Below are 16,746 nucleotides of genomic sequence, written 5' to 3' on the forward strand. Positions count from 1 at the left end.
TTCCAGCGAAAGCGCTCCTCCATGAATGTTGATCTGCACTGTCACAGCACGGCCTCCGACGGCGCCCTGTCGCCCTCGGCACTGGTCGCCCGGGCCCATGAGCACGGCGTGCGGACACTGGCGCTCACCGACCACGACACCATCGAGGGCCTGCCCGAGGCGCGCCAGGCCTGCCGCGAGCGAGGCATGCAATGGGTCAGTGGTGTGGAGCTGTCGTGCACCTGGGGTGGCGCCACCATCCATGTGCTGGGCTATCACTTCCCGCTCGACGCAGCGCCGCTGCTCGAGGCCATCGAGGCCTTGCACCGTGGCCGCTGGCTGCGCGCCGAGGAAATCGACCGGCGCCTGGCGGCCAAGGGCATGCCGGGCAGCCTCGAAGGCGCGCGTGCCGTGCAGCAGGCGCTGGGCGACAGCGACAACGCCCCGGCACGCCCGCACTTCGCCGAGTTCCTGGTGCGTGCCGGGCACGTCAAGGACCGCGGCGAGGCCTTCCGCAAGTGGTTGGGCGCCGGCAAGCTGGGCGACGTCAAGCTGCACTGGCCGACGCTCGAGGAAACCGTCGCGACCCTGCGCCAGTCCAACGCATGGGTGAGCCTGGCCCATCCCATGCACTACGAACTCACACGCAGCAAGCGCAGACGGCTGATTGCCGACTATATTCAGGCAGGCGGGCAGGCGCTTGAGGTGGTCAACGGGATGATGCCGGCCGAGCAGGTGGGCACGATGTCCATCCTCACCCGTGAGTTCGGTCTGCTGGCCAGCGCCGGCAGTGATTTCCACGGCCCCGGCACCTGGGGCGAGATCGGTGCCTACCGGCCACTGCCCGAGGACCTGCCACCTTTGTGGCGCCGATTCAGCCATGAACAGCCTATGGCGGTATGAACAGGACGACTACGTGAGCCAATTCTTCCAGATCCATGCGGAAAATCCGCAGGCACGCCTGATCAAGCAGGCCGTCGAGATCATCCGCAAGGGTGGCGTGGTGGTGTACCCCACCGACTCGGCCTACGCGATGGGCTGTCAGATCGGTGACAAGACCGCCGTGGAGCGGGTCCGGCGCTTGCGCCAACTGGACAAGAACCACAATTTCACCCTGCTGTGCTGCGACCTGTCGCAGATGGGCCTGTTCGCCAAGATCGACACGGCCACCTTCCGCCTGCTCAAGGCGCACATCCCCGGGCCGTACACCTTCATCCTCAATGCCACGCGCGAAGTACCACGGCTGTTGCTGCACGAGAAACGCCGGACCATCGGCCTGCGGGTGCCGTCCAACCCGATCGTCCTGGCCTTGCTCGAAGAGCTGGGCGAGCCGTTGATGAGCGTGAGCCTGATCATGCCGGGGGACGAAGAGCCGATGACCGACCCCTACGAGATCCGCCAGCGCCTGGAGCACCACGTCGACCTGATCATCGACGGTGGTTTCGGCGACCTGAAGGCCTCGACCGTGATCAGCCTGGCCGGCGACGAACCGGAAGTGATCCGCGTCGGCTGCGGCGACCCCGCGCCGTTCCTGGCGCTCGCGTGAGCCAGGTGGATGCGCCCGAGGCGCCGCCCAGCGACGCCGAGGCTCCCCAGCAACTGCAGTTGGCGCTGGTCTACGGCGAGGCGGTGACCGAGCTGCCGGTGGACCTGTACATTCCACCGGATGCGCTGGAAGTCTTCCTGGAGGCCTTCGAGGGCCCGCTGGACCTGCTGCTGTACCTGATCCGCAAGCAGAACATCGACATCCTCGACATCCCGGTGGCGGAGATCACCCGCCAGTACATGGCCTATGTCGAACTGATGAAGTCCGTACGCCTGGAGCTGGCCGCCGAGTACCTGGTGATGGCCGCCATGCTCGCGGAGATCAAGTCGCGCATGCTGTTGCCGCGCTCCAGCGAAGTGGAGGAAGAGGAGGGCGACCCGCGCGCCGAGCTGATCCGCCGCCTGCAGGAGTACGAACGCTTCAAGGCCGCCGCCGAGGGCATCGACGAGTTGCCCCGGGTCGGCCGCGAGATCGTCGTGCCGCGCCTCGACGCGCCCCAGGCCAAGGTGCGCAAGCTGTTGCCCGAGGTCAGCCTGGAAGAGTTGCTGGTGTCCATGGCCGAGGTGATGCGCCGCAACGACCTGTTCGAAAGCCACCAGGTCACCCGCGAGGCGCTGTCTACCCGCGAGCGCATGAGCGAAGTGCTCGAGCGCCTGAAGGGGGGCGGCTTCGTGCCCTTCGTCGAGTTGTTCACGGCAGAGGAGGGCAAGCTCGGCGTGGTGGTCACCTTCATGGCGATTCTCGAATTGGTGAAGGAATCGCTCGTCGAACTGGTGCAGAATGAGCCCTTCGCCCCGATCCATGTCCGTGCCCGGGCCGAGTGACAACGAGCCAGCCCCCATACGATGAACCTGAACGAACCCCGCGACCTGGCGTCGCTGATCGAGGCCTTCCTCCTGGCATCCGGCAAGCCGCAATCCCTGGAGCGCTTGTACGAGCTGTTCGAGGAAGCCGAGCGCCCGGCGCCTGCTGTCTTCCGGAAGGCCCTGGAGGTCCTGGGCAAGTCCTGCAGCGGCCGTGCCTTCGAGCTCAAGGAGGTGGCGACCGGCTACCGCCTGCAGATCCGCGAGGACTTCGCACCCTGGGTCGGGCGGCTGTGGGAGGAGCGTCCGCAGCGCTATTCCCGTGCCCTGCTGGAGACCATGGCGTTGATCGCCTACCGCCAGCCCATCACCCGCGGCGAGATCGAGGACGTGCGTGGCGTAGCGGTCAACAGCAACATCATCAAGACCCTGATGGAGCGCGAGTGGATCCGTATCGTCGGTTACCGCGAGGTACCTGGCAGGCCGGCCATGTTCGCCACCACCAAGGCGTTCCTCGACCATTTCAATCTCAAGAGCCTCGACGAGCTGCCGCCTTTGGCCGAGCTGCGCGAACTGGAGCCGGGGCCGTTGCTCGACCCCGACGAGGCCGCGGTGCCTGCGCACCTGCAGGCCCTGGCCGATGCCAGCCTGGGCGAGGAGGGCGAGGCTGCGCCGCCTGCCGAGGAAACCAGTTTCCGCACCCTGCTGGTGGAGCTCGATGCCATGGAAGAGGGGCTCAAGACCGATTTCGACGATTTGCGCGATGAGGCCCCGCAGGCCGAGGTCGAGGACGAACCTAAGTCGTAGGCGGTGCCGGCCCATTCGCGGCGGCCCGGCATGACCTGCCGAAAACCTTCGGGCGGAAAACCGGGGCGCGCGCAAGAAAACCCGCTAGTCTCCAGTGCGTTCGCCCGTCGAACCGCGTATGATGCGCGCCCCTTTGGCGCATCCGTCGCCAAGACCGATTTCACTACATACACCGGGAGGTGCCCAGATGAGTGACAAAGACCTGCAGGAAACCCAACCTACCCCGCCGTCCGGCGAAAAGCTGCAGAAGGTGCTGGCGCGCATTGGCGTCGGCTCGCGCCGTGATGTCGAGGCCTGGATCAGCCAGGGCCGGATCAAGGTCAATGGCGTCGAAGCCACCCTCGGCCAGCGCGTCGACCTGCACGACGCCATCGCCGTCGATGGCAAGCTGATCAAGCGCGTGGAAGCCGCCGAGGCGACCCGCCGGGTGATCATGTACAACAAGCCCGATGGCGAGATCTGCACCCGTGACGACCCCGAGGGCCGCCCGACCGTGTTCGACCGCCTGCCGCGGCCGAAGGAAGGCCGCTGGATCAACATCGGCCGCCTGGACATCAACACCACCGGCCTGTTGCTGTTCACGACCGATGGCGAGCTGGCCAACCGCCTGATGCACCCGTCCTACGAGATGGACCGCGAGTACGCGGTACGGGTGCGCGGCGAGGTCGACGACGACATGATCGAGCGACTCAAGGCCGGCGTGATGCTCGAGGACGGCCCGGCCAAGTTCACCGATATCCAGAAGGCTCCGGGCGGTGAAGGCTTCAACCACTGGTACCACTGCGTGGTGATGGAAGGCCGCAACCGTGAGGTACGCCGCCTGTGGGAATCCCAGGGCGTGGTGGTCAGCCGCCTCAAGCGGGTACGCTTCGGTCCGGTGTTCCTCAATGCCGACCTGCCCATGGGGCGCTGGCGCGAGATGACCCAGGGCGAGATCGACATCCTCGCCGCCGAGGTCGGGCTGCAGCCGGTGGCGCTGCCGGCATTGAACCTCAAGGCCAAGGACAAGCTCGAGCGCATGCAGCGCAAGTCCACCCGCCCGCTGGGGCGTGGCGAGCGTGTGCGTACCTTGCGTCCGGCCCATGAGGGCCAGGCCGAGCGTCCGGCGCGCCCTGCTCGCGAAGAGGCCGCACCGCGCAAGGGTGGTCGCGGTAGCACCGTGGCGGAGCGTCCGAGCGAGATGCGCAAGCGCCCGGCCCGGCCCGACGGCGACAAGCCCGTGGGGCGTGGTCGCGGCAAGCCGCGCGGCTGAGCAGCGATTGCCTGGGGCCGTTTCGCGCCCCTATTACGACACAAGGCCGCTCCCACAGGCACAGCGCTGTGCCTGTGGGAGCGGCCTTGTGTCGCGATAGGGGCGCAAATGGGCAGTCCCTAACTACCTGATCCCACAGATATTTCTTCAAGCAGCGGAAACTTTTCACACCGCCTTGTAAGGATTTTTTTACGAATCAGGGTGAATTCCCTACTCTTTCCCCCGCCTGTAAACAGAACTTGCCGCATCCGCCGTCCCAGCGCTTTTCCCGCCCCTCCCGCCCCCTTGTCCAAACCCTCGCCCCGCGTTGATATAGCGCCATTGCCGTGTGCAAGGCCCGGGCCGCAGAGCCGGGCATCGAAAACAACAAATGGAGGCGCCATGTACGCCGATCACTCCGCCTTTCCAGGCTTTCCCCCCAGGACCGGTGCGTTTTTTCATCAGGAAACGACGCAACGCGTTGACGCCTGCGCGTGCGCAGGGGTATACAATGCGCCGCGTTTTACCTGTGACCCCTATGCGTACCACGCACTCTCGCCGACTCCCGGTTGATCCGCCCAGGGCTCTTGCCCGAGTCCCGAGAAACCCAAGGTAACCACCTTGCCCATTCCGCTGCGCCACGAGCGCGGTGGGTCCGATTCCGTCACAGATAAAAACAAGCAGGTGACTTCGTTCATGAGTGGACACAACATGCAGTCAGGCGAGCTCAAGCGGGGCCTGAAAAACCGCCATATCCAGCTGATCGCCCTGGGAGGCGCGATCGGTACCGGATTGTTCCTGGGCTCGGCCGGCGTGATGAAGTCCGCCGGTCCGTCGATGATCCTCGGCTATGCCATCTGCGGCTTCATCGCCTTCATGATCATGCGCCAACTGGGCGAGATGATCGTCGAGGAACCGGTGGCCGGCTCCTTCAGCCACTTCGCCCACAAGTACTGGGGTGGCTTCGCCGGCTTCCTGTCCGGCTGGAACTGCTGGGTGCTGTACATCCTGGTCGGCATGTCGGAGCTGTCGGCGGTCGGCAAGTACGTCCACTACTGGTGGCCGGAGATCCCCACCTGGGTCACGGCGGCTGCCTTCTTCCTGCTGATCAACGCCATCAACCTGATGAACGTCAAGGTGTTCGGCGAGGCCGAGTTCTGGTTCGCGATCATCAAGGTCCTGGCCATCGTCGGCATGATCGGCCTGGGTGCCTACCTGCTGACCAGTGGCAGCGGCGGCCCTGAAGCCTCGGTCACCAACCTCTGGGCCCATGGCGGCTTCTTCCCCCATGGCGTGAGCGGGCTGGTCATGGCCCTGGCGATCATCATGTTCTCCTTCGGCGGCCTGGAAATGCTCGGCTTCACCGCAGCCGAGGCCGACAAGCCCCGTACCGTGATCCCCAAGGCGATCAACCAGGTCATCTACCGTATCCTGATCTTCTACATCGGCGCCCTGGTGGTGCTGCTCTCGCTGACCCCGTGGGACAGCCTGGTGGCCAGCATCGATGCCTCTGGCGGCAGCTACGGCAGCAGCCCATTCGTCCAGGTCTTCTCCCTGCTGGGTAGCGACGTGGCCGCCCACCTGCTGAACTTCGTGGTCCTGACCGCGGCACTGTCGGTGTACAACAGCGGCACCTACTGCAATGCGCGCATGCTCTACGGCATGGCCGAGCAGGGCGATGCTCCGGCGGGCCTGGCGAAGATCGACAAGCGTGGCGTACCGGTACGCTCGATCCTGGCGTCGGCGGGCGTCACCCTGGTGGCGGTGCTGCTCAACTACCTGATCCCGCAGCACGCCCTGGAGCTGCTGATGTCGCTGGTGGTCGCGGCACTGGTGATCAACTGGGCGATGATCAGCTACTCGCACCTGAAGTTCCGCCAGCACCTGGACCGTACCGGCCAGAAGCCGCTGTTCAAGGCGCTGTGGTACCCCTATGGCAACTACCTGTGCCTGGCCTTCGTGGTGCTGATCCTGGGCATCATGCTGCAGATTCCGGGGATCCAGATCTCGGTGTATGCGATTCCGGTGTGGCTGGTGGTGATGTACGTGTGCTACCTGCTCAAGAGCAAGCGTGGCCAGCAGCGCCACGCTGCGGTGGGTAGCGTGGCCAAGTAAGCGCTCAGGCGCAGGCTTGGGAAACCCGATGCCAGGTGACTGGCATCGGGTTTTTTGCTGTCAGGGTCGGCTAATGTCGGGCAGTGTAATTTCGGGGCCGCTTCGCGCCCCAAAGGGCGGTGAAAATAGTGCCCACCCAATAGGCTCAGATCTGCTCCAGCAACCAGCTGCGAAACGCCCGCAACGATGGCAATGCCTCGTTGCGCGGTGGGTAGATCAGGTAATAGCTGCGCTGGCTGGCGAACGGCAACCCGGCGCTGAACAGCTCCCCGCTGGCCAGCTCTTCCTCCACCAAGATTCGCGGCACCAGGCCGATGCCGATCCCGGCCCGTACCGCCTGGATCAGGTGCGAGGTCAGCTCGAAGCTCGGCCCCAGGCGCATGGCTCGGTGCGCCAGGGCGTGGTGGGAGAACCATTCGCCCCAGGCATGGGGGTTGTTGGCGACATTCAGCAGCACCTGCTCGCTGATGCGCGCCGGGCTCCAGCCTTGCGGGTCGCCCGCAGCCTCCGGTGGCAGGATCACCACCAGCTCCTCGGCATGCAGCCGATGGCAGATCAACCCCGGCAGGTCATGGGTCGCCACGCCGATGGCGGCGTCGATCTCGCTGGTGTCGAAGTTGATGGCTTCGATCCGCGAATGAATGTGTACCAGCATCCCTGGGTGGGCGCTGTAGAACGCATGCAGGCGCGGCAGCAGCCATTTCGAGCCGAACGTGGGCAGGGTGGCCAGGCGCAGGGTGCCGACGCCGGACTGATAGGCCAGCGCCTGCAAGGTGGCGCTGCGGATGCGGCCCAGGGCTTCGCTCAGTTCGCGCTGGTACAGGCGGCCGACATCGGTCAGTTGGACCTGGCGCCCCTCGCGGCGAAACAGCGTCAGCCCAAGCTGCTGCTCCAGGGCCTGCACCTGCCGGCTGACCGCGCTCTGGGTCAGCGACAGCTCGGCGGCGGCGCGGGTATAGCTTTCGTGCCGGGCGGCGGCCTCGAAGGCCAACAACAGCGACATCGAGGGTGTCAGGTGGCGGTAATTCATTCATAAAGCTCATCGATAGCGGCAGGAATATCCGTTTGCCCCTGGCTGGAAAGTACAGGAACATTGGCACATCCGTCATCCGGTCTTGAAACATACATACCGGAACTGCAGGGGAACGCCCTGCAGCTGCACCCGAATGCCCGTGACCTAGCCAATATCAAGAGGCCATCCATCGATGATCGCCCAGTTGCCGACCAGCGCCCCTAGCGCCAACTACCCTGAATTTCTCGACGCCCTGCGTGCCAGCGGCTTCCGTGGCCAGATCAGTGCCGACTACGGCACCCGCACGGTGCTCGCCACCGACAACTCCATCTACCAGCGCCTGCCCCAGGCGGCGGTGTTCCCGCAGGATGCCGACGATGTGGCGCGGGTGGCGGCGCTGATGGCCGAGCCGCGCTTTCGCCAGGTCAAGCTGACCCCGCGCGGCGGCGGCACGGGGACCAACGGCCAGTCGTTGACCGACGGTATCGTCGTCGACCTGTCGCGGCACATGAACAAGATCCTCCAGATCAACGTCGAGGAGCGTTGGGTGCGGGTCCAGGCCGGCGTGGTCAAGGACCAGCTCAATGCTGCGCTCAAGCCCCATGGGCTGTTCTTCGCCCCAGAACTGTCCACCTCCAACCGCGCCACCGTGGGCGGCATGATCAACACCGATGCCAGCGGCCAAGGCAGTTGCACCTATGGCAAGACCCGCGACCACGTGCTCGAGCTGCACAGCGTGCTGCTCGGCGGCGAACGCCTGCACAGCCTGCCGATCGACGACCAGGCGCTGGAGCAGGCCTGTGCCGCGCCTGGCCGGGTCGGCGAGGTGTACCGCATGGCCCGAGAGATCCAGCAGACCCAGGGCGAATTGATCGAAAGTACCTTCCCCAAGCTCAACCGCTGCCTGACTGGCTACGATCTGGCCCACCTGCGCGACGAGCAGGGCCGCTTCAACCTCAACAGCGTGTTGTGCGGCGCCGAGGGCTCGCTGGGCTACGTGGTCGAGGCCAAGCTCAACGTGTTGCCGATCCCCAAATACGCGGTACTGGTGAACGTACGCTACACCAGCTTCATGGATGCCCTGCGCGACGCCAATGCGTTGATGGCGCACAAGCCGCTGTCGATCGAGACCGTCGATTCCAAGGTGCTGATGCTGGCCATGCAGGACATCGTCTGGCACAGCGTCGCCGAATACTTCCCGGCCGACCCGGAGCGTCCGACCCTGGGCATCAACCTGGTGGAGTTCTGCGGTGACGAGCCGGCCGAGGTCAACGCCCGGGTCGAGGCCTTCATCGCCCACCTCAAGGCCGACACCAGTGTCGAGCGCCTGGGCCATACCCTGGCCGAGGGCGCCGAGGCGGTGACCCGTGTCTATGCCATGCGCAAACGTTCGGTGGGTTTGCTGGGCAACGTCGAGGGCGAGGTCCGGCCGCAGCCGTTCGTCGAGGACACCGCGGTACCACCGGAGCAGTTGGCCGACTACATCGCCGACTTCCGTGCCTTGCTCGACGGCCACGGCCTGGCCTACGGCATGTTCGGCCATGTCGATGCTGGCGTGTTGCACGTGCGCCCGGCCCTGGACATGAAGGACCCGGCCCAGGCCGCGCTGGTCAAGCCGATTTCCGATGCCGTGGCGGCGCTGACCCAGCGTTATGGCGGCCTGCTCTGGGGCGAGCACGGCAAGGGCCTGCGCTCGGAATACGTGCCGGAGTACTTCGGTGAACTGTACCCCGCGCTGCAACGCTTGAAGGGGGCCTTCGACCCACATAACCAGCTCAACCCGGGCAAGATCTGCACGCCGCCGGACAACGCCGAAGGCCTGACCAGGGTCGATGGCGTGACCCTGCGCGGCGACCTCGACCGGACCATCGACGAGCGGGTCTGGCAGAGCTTCGGCAGCGCCGTGCACTGCAACGGCAATGGCGCCTGCTACAACTACGACCCCAACGATGCCATGTGCCCGTCGTGGAAGGCCACTCGCGAGCGCCAGCATTCGCCCAAGGGCCGTGCCTCGCTGATCCGCGAATGGCTGCGCCTGCAGGGGGCGGCGGATATCGACGTGCTGGCGGCGGCGCGCAACAAGGTGTCCTGGCTCAAGGGCCTGCCGGCGCGGCTGCGCAACAACCGGGCGCGCAGCCAGGGCCAGGAGGACTTCTCCCACGAGGTCTACGACGCCATGGCCGGCTGCCTGGCGTGCAAGTCCTGCGCGGGGCAGTGCCCGATCAAGGTCAACGTGCCGGACTTCCGCTCGCGTTTCCTCGAGCTGTACCACGGCCGCTACCAGCGCCCGCTGCGTGACTACCTGATCGGTTCGCTGGAATTCACCATTCCCTACCTGGCCCACGCGCCGGGGCTGTACAACGCGGTGATGGGGTCGAAATGGGTGAGCCGGCTGCTGGCGGACAAGGTCGGCATGGTCGACAGCCCGTTGATCAGCCGCTTCAACTTCCAGTCGACCCTGACCCGTTGCCGTGTCGCCGTGGCCAGCGTGCCAGCCCTGCGCGAACTGACCCCGGCCCAGCGCGAGCGCAGCATCGTGCTGGTCCAGGACGCCTTCACCCGTTACTTCGAGACGCCGCTGCTGGCGGCATTCATCGAACTGGCCCATCGCCTCGGCCACCGTGTGTTCCTGGCGCCCTACAGCGCCAATGGCAAGCCGTTGCACGTGCAGGGCTTCCTCGGTGCCTTCGCCAAGGCGGCGATCCGCAACGCCACCCAGCTCAAGGCCCTGGCCGACTGTGGTGTGCCGCTGGTGGGGCTGGACCCGGCCATGACCCTGGTCTACCGCCAGGAGTACCAGAAGGTGGAGGGGCTGGATGGCTGCCCGAAGGTGCTGCTGCCCCAGGAGTGGCTGATGGACGTGCTGCCCGAGCAGGCCGAGGGCAATAGTGGCAGCTTCCGCCTGATGGCCCACTGCACCGAGAAGACCAACGTGCCGGCCAGCACCCGGCAGTGGGAGCAGGTGTTCGCCCGTCTGGGCCTGAAGCTGGTCACCGAGGCCACTGGCTGCTGCGGCATGTCGGGCACCTATGGCCATGAGGCGCGCAACCAGGAGACCTCGCGGACCATCTTCGAGCAGTCCTGGGCGACCAAGCTGGACAAGGAAGGGGAGGCGCTGGCGACCGGCTATTCGTGCCGCAGCCAGGTCAAGCGCATGACCGAGCGGCAGATGCGGCATCCGCTGGAGGTGGTGTTGCAGTACGCGCAGCGCTGAAAGAAGGGGCGCCTCGCGCCCCGACAAGCCCGCTCCCACAGGGCCCTGCAAACCACAGCGTTTGCGAGCGACTCGCAACCCTGGGGGAGCCGGCTTGTCGACGATGGGCTGCAGAGCGGCCCCAGGATCGTCCTTTCAGCGCCCCAGTCGCGCCTGGCGATACAGGTACAGGCTCAACACCAGCCCACAGCAAGACGCCGCCGCCGCGAACAGGAAGATCGAGGCAAAGCCGAACCCCGACGCCACGGCCCCCACCAGTGGTCCCGTGATCCCCAGCGACAGGTCGATGAACAGCGAATAGGCACCCACTGCCGCCCCGCGGTTGGCCGCCGATACCTGGTTCACCGCCTCCACCCCCAGTGCCGGGAACACCAGCGAGAAACCGAACCCGCTCAAGGCCGCGCCGGCCAGGGCCAGTTCGGCACTCGGCGCCAGCCACAGCATCAGCAGGCCCAGGGTTTCCACCGCCAGGCAGACGATCGCCACACGGAAACCTCCGATGCGGTTGATCAGGTTGCCGAACAGCAGCCGTGCGCTGATGAAGCTGGCGCCGAACAGGCTCAGGGTCAGTGCGGCGTTGGGCCAGTCACGGCTGGCGTAGTACAGGGTGATGAAGGTGGCGATGGTGCCGAAGCCGATCGAGCCCAGGGCCAATCCAGAGCCATGGGGGAATACTTTGCCCAGCACCCGCAGGAACGGCAGGCGCACGCCGGCGACCACTGGGGCGGCATGTTTCGGCCAGGCCAGCAGCAAGCCGAGCACCGCCAGCAGGATGATGCTCGCGCCCATGCTCCACAGCCCCAGGGTCTTCACCATCAGCACGCCCAGCGGGGCGCCGATGGCCAATGCGCCATAGCTGGCGATGCCGTTCCAGGAGATGACCTTGGCGGTGTGCTCGGCGCCGACCCGGCCGATGCCCCAGCCGATCGAGCCGGAGCCCACCAGGCTTTCGGCGCTGCCCAGCACCAGGCGGCCGATGAGCAAGCAGGCCAGGCTCAGCCAGGGCAGCGAGGTGAGGAAGCTGCAGGCCAGCATGAACACCCCGCTCAGCCCGCAGCCGAGCAGGCCGTACATGACCGCTTTCTTGCTGCCGAGGTTGTCGATGATGCGGCTGGCGGTGGGGCGGCTGAGCAGGGTGGCCAGGTACTGGACGCTGATCACCAGGCCCGCGACCACGGCGCTGAACCCCAGGTCGTTGTGCACGTAGCCGGGCAGCACGGCCAGGGGAATGCCGATGTTCAGGTAGCCGATGAAGGTGAAGAGGACGATGGAGACGACTTGCAGGGTGACCGCAAGGGGGCGCGGTGAGTCGGGCATGGGGCGCTTTCGTGGGCTGGGGTTCTGGACGGTGTGAAAACGCGATGACGGGCAAGGTTCCCGCGAGTCAGCCGTTTTCACACTGTCGGATGGGATGCGCGGTTATTCCTGGTCGGCGCAGGGTTGATCGTCGCCATCCTGCTCGACGGCGGGCGTCGGTTCGGTGTGGGCGGCAACGGTTTGCTCTTCGGGGTTCAGGCTTGGGAAGGGAAGATTCGGGATTTCATGCATCTCGTCGTTCCTCGCAAGTGTGAGTGAAAAGACTGCGCCAGGCGCGTGGAGGCTTCGAAAAGCTGGGGCAGGATACAGGAGTCTGGGTGACAGTTTGAAATTTTTCCGGGTCGCTGGTCGGTTTTGCGACGGTGGTGTTGGCGGTTGCGGGGCTGGTCGGTCCAGGTTTGCAGCGCTATCTGGGGCTGCAAGGCAGCCCCAGATCATGGGTGAGCGGCTCGGGCCAGGCTCAGCGACAGACGTCGGCGATCGCCGCCGCCAGTTGCTCCAGGCGCTGGGCATCGGCGCCGGCGATGTTCGCCCGGCCGGTACCGACCATGTACACGCTGTGCTTTTCCCGCAGCAGGCGAACCTGCTCCGGATCCAGCCCGGTGTAGGAGAACATCCCGCGTTGCGCGGCGATATGAGCGAAGCGCTGCGCCAGCCCGTGGGGCTCCAGCGCCTTGACCAGGCCGTGGCGCAGCTCGGCGATGCGCTGGCGCATGGCGTTCACTTCCTCGACCCACAAGGCCTTGAGGGCCGGGTCGCCGAGGATCTGCGCGACCACCGCGGCGCCGTGGTCCGGCGGTGTCGACCACAGGTTGCGGGCCAGCAGTGCCAGTTGGCTGCGCACGTCCTGCAGCTTCTCGGCATCGTGGCTGCACACCAGCAGGGCGCCGGTGCGCTCGCGGTACAGGCCGAAGTTCTTCGAGCAGGAGCTGGTGACCAGCAGCTCCGGCAGCTCCGCGGCGAACAGCCGTACCGCCCAGGCATCTTCTTCCAGGCCGTCGCCGAAGCCCTGGTAGGCGAAGTCGATCAGCGGCAGCAGGTTGCGCCTGCGCACCACCTCGAGCACCGCACGCCAGTCGTCCTGGCCCAGGTCGAAGCCGGTGGGGTTGTGGCAGCAGGCGTGCAGCAGCACCACGTCGCCTTCCGGCACCTGCTCCAGGGCCGCCAGCATGCCAGCGACATCCAGGCGGTTGTCCGCACCGACATAGGGGTAGTGCGACACCTTCAGCTTGGCGCTGGCAAACAGGGTCTCGTGGATCGGCCAGGTCGGGTCGCTGAGCCAGACGCCGCGGCCCGGCAGGCAGTGGGCGATGAACTCCGCCGCCAGGCGCAGGGCGCCGGTGCCGCCCGGGGTCTGGGTCGCGCCGGCGCGCTGGCTGGCGAGCAGCGGCGAAGCGCTGCCCAGCACCAGTTCGCTGACCAGGCGGCCGAACGCTGGGTCACCGTGGCCGCCGACATAGCTTTTGGTGGCTTGCTGTGCCACCAGGCGCTGTTCGGCCTGCTTGACTGCCGCGGGGATCGGCGTCAGGCCCTGGGCGTCCTTGAACACGCCCACACCCAGGTCGAACTTCGCCGGATTGGCGTCGCGGGCGTAGGCGTCCATCAGCCCCAGGATCGGGTCGCCAGGGACCCGGCCAATGGCTTGGAAATGCATCACTTGCGCCCTTCGGCAGTTTCGGCGACTTGGTCGGTGCGCGCGGCCATGATGAAGTCGTTGCGGTGCAGGCCCTTGATCGAGTGGCTCCACCAGGTGACGGTGACCTTGCCCCACTCGGTCAGTAGGCCTGGATGATGGCCCTCGGCCTCGGCGATCTCGCCGATGGCGTTGGTGAAAGCCAGGGCGTGCTTGAAGTTCTTGAACAGGAAGACGCGCTCCAGCTCCATGTGGCCGTCGCGGACTTCGATGTTCCAGTCTGGAATCTCGCGGATCAGTACCGCCAGTTCCTCGTCGGTGACTTTCGGCGCGTCGGCGCGGCAGGCTTCGCAATGGGCTTGGTTCAAGGCATTCATGGGTCTTTTCCGGTTTGAGTTGTTATTCGGCAAGGCGGCTCAGGCGGCCGCCTTGGGTGGAAACTTCGGTGCGTGCAGGCCCAGTTGCATGGCCTGGCGGACCAGGGCCATGATGTCTTCGTGGGCCAGGTCGAACAGGCGCTTGAGGTTCGGCAGGACGAAGTACAGCGGCTGCAGGATATCGATGCGATACGGCGTGCGCATGGCTTCGAGGGCGTCGAAGGCCTGGTGTTCCGGCTCGCCGGACAGGCAGTAGACGGTTTCCTTGGGCGAGGACAGGATGCCGCCGCCATAGATCTTGCGGCCCTGTGGCGTGTCCATCAGGCCGAACTCGATGGTCATCCAGTACAGGCGCGCCAGGTACACACGTTCTTCCTTGGTGGCCGCCAGGCCCAGCTTGCCGTAGGTGTGGGTGAACTCGGCGAACCAGGGGTTGGTCAGCAGCGGGCAGTGGCCGAAGATCTCGTGGAAGATGTCCGGCTCTTGCAGGTAGTCCAGTTCTTCCGGGGTGCGGATGAAGGTGGCGACCGGGAAGCGCTTGCTGGCCAGCAGTTCGAAAAAGGTCTGGAAGGGGATCAGCGCCGGTACGCGGGCGACCTGCCAGCCGGTGGTGGCACCCAGGACCTTGTTGATTTCACCCAGTTGGGGAATACGATCGTGGGGCAGCTTGAGCTGCTCGATGCCGTCCAGGTATTCCTGGCATGCGCGGCCTTCGATCACCTTCAGCTGCCGGGTGATCAAGGTGTTCCATACCGCGTGTTCCTGCTGCGGGTAGTCGATAAAACCGTGCGCATCGGGCTCGCGTGCCACGTATTGCGTCTGTTTCATGTGGCTCTCCTGGTGAGGGCTTTCTTGTTATGTTCACGACATACCCTAGGAATATCCCCTCGCGGCCAGCTTTGCACGGGGTGCGGTGGGGTGCATGGAGGACCTTTCATCCTGTTTTCGTAACGTAAATTTTACAAAATGAGCCTGGTCCCGGAAAATCGCGGGTATCGAGCTGGCCGTCAGGATTATTTTGTCAGCTTATCTTTACGATTTTTCCATGCGCCGGTGAAAAATCCGGCTGCCTCGGGGCCTTTTCCATGCGTATCAAAGTGCATTGCCAGAACCGCATCGGCATCCTGCGCGACATTCTCAACCTGCTGGTGGAATACGGCATCAACGTGCTGCGGGGAGAGGTCGGCGGCGACCATGGCAACGCCATCTACCTGCATTGCCCGAACCTGATCAACCTGCAGTTCCAGGCGCTGCGGCCGAAGTTCGAGTCGATCGCCGGGGTGTTCGGCGTCAAGCGTGTGGGCCTGATGCCCAGCGAGCGTCGGCACATGGAGCTCAATGCGTTGCTCGGTGCCCTGGAGTTCCCGGTGCTGTCGATCGACATGGGCGGCAGCATCGTCGCTGCCAACCGCGCTGCTGCCCAATTGCTCGGGGTGCGGGTCGACGAGGTGCCGGGCATCCCCCTGGCACGCTACGTCGAGGACTTCGACCTGCCGGAACTGGTGCGCGCCAACAAGTCGCGGATCAACGGCCTGCGCATCAAGGTCAAGGGCGATGTGTTCCTCGCCGACATCGCCCCGTTGCAGTCGGAGCATGACGACAGCGAGGCACTGGCCGGCGCGGTGCTCACCCTGCATCGGGCCGACCGTATCGGCGAGCGCATCTATAACGTGCGCAAGCAGGAGCTGCGCGGCTTCGACAGCATCTTCCAGAGCTCGCGGGTGATGGCGGCGGTGGTGCGCGAGGCGAGGCGCATGGCGCCGTTGGATGCACCGCTGCTGATCGAAGGCGAGACCGGCACCGGCAAGGAGCTGCTGGCCCGCGCCTGCCACTTGGCCAGCCCGCGCGGCCAGGCGCCACTGATGGCGCTCAACTGCGCCGGCCTGCCGGAGTCCATGGCCGAGACCGAGCTGTTCGGCTACGGCCCGGGCGCGTTCGAGGGCGCGCGCGCCGAGGGCAAGCTGGGGCTGCTGGAGCTGACGGCGGGCGGCACGTTGTTCCTCGACGGGGTGGGGGAAATGAGCCCGCGCCTGCAGGTCAAGCTGCTGCGCTTCCTACAGGATGGCTGCTTCCGGCGGGTCGGCAGCGACGAGGAGGTGTACTTGGACGTGCGGGTGATCTGCGCCACCCAGGTGGACCTGTCCGAACTGTGCGCCCGTGGCGAGTTTCGCCAGGACCTCTACCATCGCCTGAACGTACTGTCGTTGCACATCCCGCCGCTGCGCGAATGCATGGATGGCCTGGAGGGCCTGGTGCAGCACTTCCTCGACCAGGCCAGCCGGCAGATCGGCTGCCCGATGCCGCACCTGGCGCCAGCGGCGATGGAAAAGCTGGGCCAGTACCACTGGCCGGGTAACGTGCGGCAATTGGAGAACGTGCTGTTTCAGGCTGTGTCGTTGTGCGAGGGCGGTGTGGTGAAAGGCGAACATATTCGCCTGCCGGATTATGGTGCGCGTCAACCCTTGGGTGAGTTTTCACTGGAGGGGGATCTTTCGGAAATTGTCGGGCGTTTTGAAAAAGCCGTACTGGAAAGTTTGATGAGCGAGTTTCCAAGTAGTCGGGCATTGGGCAAGCGGTTGGGCGTTTCCCATACGACGATTGCCAATAAGTTGCGTGATTATTCGCTCAATAAAACAGCCGAGTAGAACCAGGTTCATATCGGGGCTGTCATGCAGCCCTTTTGCGAAGACGCTCGGTTGTCATTTTGGGGCC

At 65.5% G+C, this 16,746-nt stretch carries 14 protein-coding genes; 8 read left to right on the forward strand and 6 right to left on the reverse strand.

What is annotated here, in order from left to right:
- The first annotated feature begins 21 nt into the window (after positions 1-21).
- From ACDI39_RS25105 to ACDI39_RS25130, 6 genes are all read left to right on the forward strand, one after another.
- Positions 22-882: a PHP domain-containing protein gene (locus tag ACDI39_RS25105; protein ID WP_225789740.1), complete on the forward strand. Its 861-nt coding sequence runs from the start codon at positions 22-24 to the stop codon at positions 880-882.
- A 13-nt stretch (positions 883-895) separates the two neighbouring features.
- Positions 896-1,525, forward strand: a complete 630-nt coding sequence (locus ACDI39_RS25110) for an L-threonylcarbamoyladenylate synthase (protein WP_225789739.1) — start codon at positions 896-898, stop codon at positions 1,523-1,525.
- Positions 1,522-2,349 carry a segregation and condensation protein A gene (locus ACDI39_RS25115; protein ID WP_486537148.1) on the forward strand — a complete coding sequence of 276 codons (828 nt, stop codon included), beginning with the start codon at positions 1,522-1,524 and terminating at the stop codon, positions 2,347-2,349. Before ACDI39_RS25110 ends, ACDI39_RS25115 begins: the two co-directional genes overlap by 4 nt.
- Before the next feature lie 21 nt (positions 2,350-2,370).
- Positions 2,371-3,135 (forward strand): SMC-Scp complex subunit ScpB, encoded by a 765-nt coding sequence (gene scpB / locus ACDI39_RS25120; protein ID WP_225789738.1) that lies wholly within the window; start codon positions 2,371-2,373, stop codon positions 3,133-3,135.
- 187 nt (positions 3,136-3,322) lie between these two features.
- Entirely contained in the window at positions 3,323-4,387 is a 1,065-nt protein-coding gene (gene rluB, locus ACDI39_RS25125) for a 23S rRNA pseudouridine(2605) synthase RluB (protein WP_225789737.1), read from the forward strand.
- A 675-nt stretch (positions 4,388-5,062) separates the two neighbouring features.
- Positions 5,063-6,481, forward strand: a complete 1,419-nt coding sequence (locus ACDI39_RS25130; protein WP_225789372.1) for an amino acid permease — start codon at positions 5,063-5,065, stop codon at positions 6,479-6,481.
- Positions 6,482-6,626: 145 nt separating this feature from the next.
- Here ACDI39_RS25130 and ACDI39_RS25135 read toward each other — a convergent pair whose 3' ends face one another.
- A complete protein-coding gene (locus tag ACDI39_RS25135; protein ID WP_253081472.1) occupies positions 6,627-7,511 on the reverse strand; it encodes a LysR substrate-binding domain-containing protein in 885 nt (294 codons plus the stop codon).
- Positions 7,512-7,686: 175 nt separating this feature from the next.
- On the opposite strand from ACDI39_RS25135, the gene ydiJ reads away from it, so the two are divergent.
- Entirely contained in the window at positions 7,687-10,707 is a 3,021-nt protein-coding gene (gene ydiJ, locus ACDI39_RS25140) for a D-2-hydroxyglutarate dehydrogenase YdiJ (RefSeq protein ID WP_253081473.1), read from the forward strand.
- 135 nt (positions 10,708-10,842) lie between these two features.
- Here ydiJ and ACDI39_RS25145 read toward each other — a convergent pair whose 3' ends face one another.
- From ACDI39_RS25145 to phhA, 5 genes are all read right to left on the reverse strand, one after another.
- Entirely contained in the window at positions 10,843-12,024 is a 1,182-nt protein-coding gene (locus ACDI39_RS25145; RefSeq protein ID WP_253091267.1) for an MFS transporter, read from the reverse strand.
- A gap of 102 nt (positions 12,025-12,126) precedes the next feature.
- Positions 12,127-12,255, reverse strand: a complete 129-nt coding sequence (locus ACDI39_RS25150) for a hypothetical protein (protein WP_262923792.1) — start codon at positions 12,253-12,255, stop codon at positions 12,127-12,129.
- A 229-nt stretch (positions 12,256-12,484) separates the two neighbouring features.
- Positions 12,485-13,678: an amino acid aminotransferase gene (locus tag ACDI39_RS25155; protein ID WP_262924613.1), complete on the reverse strand. Its 1,194-nt coding sequence runs from the start codon at positions 13,676-13,678 to the stop codon at positions 12,485-12,487.
- Complete coding sequence (locus ACDI39_RS25160; RefSeq protein WP_225789367.1) at positions 13,678-14,034, reverse strand: 4a-hydroxytetrahydrobiopterin dehydratase; 357 nt, start codon at positions 14,032-14,034, stop codon at positions 13,678-13,680. Before ACDI39_RS25160 ends, ACDI39_RS25155 begins: the two co-directional genes overlap by 1 nt.
- A 39-nt stretch (positions 14,035-14,073) precedes the next feature.
- Entirely contained in the window at positions 14,074-14,862 is a 789-nt protein-coding gene (phhA, locus tag ACDI39_RS25165; RefSeq protein WP_225789366.1) for a phenylalanine 4-monooxygenase, read from the reverse strand.
- A gap of 257 nt (positions 14,863-15,119) precedes the next feature.
- Between phhA and ACDI39_RS25170 the strand changes: the two genes are divergently transcribed.
- Complete coding sequence (locus ACDI39_RS25170) at positions 15,120-16,679, forward strand: sigma-54-dependent transcriptional regulator (RefSeq protein WP_225789365.1); 1,560 nt, start codon at positions 15,120-15,122, stop codon at positions 16,677-16,679.
- The last annotated feature ends 67 nt before the right edge of the window (positions 16,680-16,746 follow it).

The sequence above is a fragment of the Pseudomonas sp. Tun-23181 genome (genome assembly GCF_057415455.1).

Excerpts from the sequence above, each read along its gene's own strand:
- ACDI39_RS25155 (WP_262924613.1), bottom strand. The coding sequence starts at position 13,678 with ATGCATTTCCAAGCCATTGGCCGGGTCCCTGGCGACCCGATCCTGGGG.
- phhA (WP_225789366.1), bottom strand. The coding sequence starts at position 14,862 with ATGAAACAGACGCAATACGTGGCACGCGAGCCCGATGCGCACGGTTTT.
- scpB (WP_225789738.1), top strand. The coding sequence starts at position 2,371 with ATGAACCTGAACGAACCCCGCGACCTGGCGTCGCTGATCGAGGCCTTC.
- ACDI39_RS25170 (WP_225789365.1), top strand. The coding sequence starts at position 15,120 with ATGCGTATCAAAGTGCATTGCCAGAACCGCATCGGCATCCTGCGCGAC.
- ACDI39_RS25160 (WP_225789367.1), bottom strand. The coding sequence starts at position 14,034 with ATGAATGCCTTGAACCAAGCCCATTGCGAAGCCTGCCGCGCCGACGCG.
- ACDI39_RS25145 (WP_253091267.1), bottom strand. The coding sequence starts at position 12,024 with ATGCCCGACTCACCGCGCCCCCTTGCGGTCACCCTGCAAGTCGTCTCC.
- ACDI39_RS25150 (WP_262923792.1), bottom strand. The coding sequence starts at position 12,255 with ATGCATGAAATCCCGAATCTTCCCTTCCCAAGCCTGAACCCCGAAGAG.
- ydiJ (WP_253081473.1), top strand. The coding sequence starts at position 7,687 with ATGATCGCCCAGTTGCCGACCAGCGCCCCTAGCGCCAACTACCCTGAA.
- ACDI39_RS25135 (WP_253081472.1), bottom strand. The coding sequence starts at position 7,511 with ATGAATTACCGCCACCTGACACCCTCGATGTCGCTGTTGTTGGCCTTC.
- ACDI39_RS25130 (WP_225789372.1), top strand. The coding sequence starts at position 5,063 with ATGAGTGGACACAACATGCAGTCAGGCGAGCTCAAGCGGGGCCTGAAA.
- ACDI39_RS25105 (WP_225789740.1), top strand. The coding sequence starts at position 22 with ATGAATGTTGATCTGCACTGTCACAGCACGGCCTCCGACGGCGCCCTG.
- rluB (WP_225789737.1), top strand. The coding sequence starts at position 3,323 with ATGAGTGACAAAGACCTGCAGGAAACCCAACCTACCCCGCCGTCCGGC.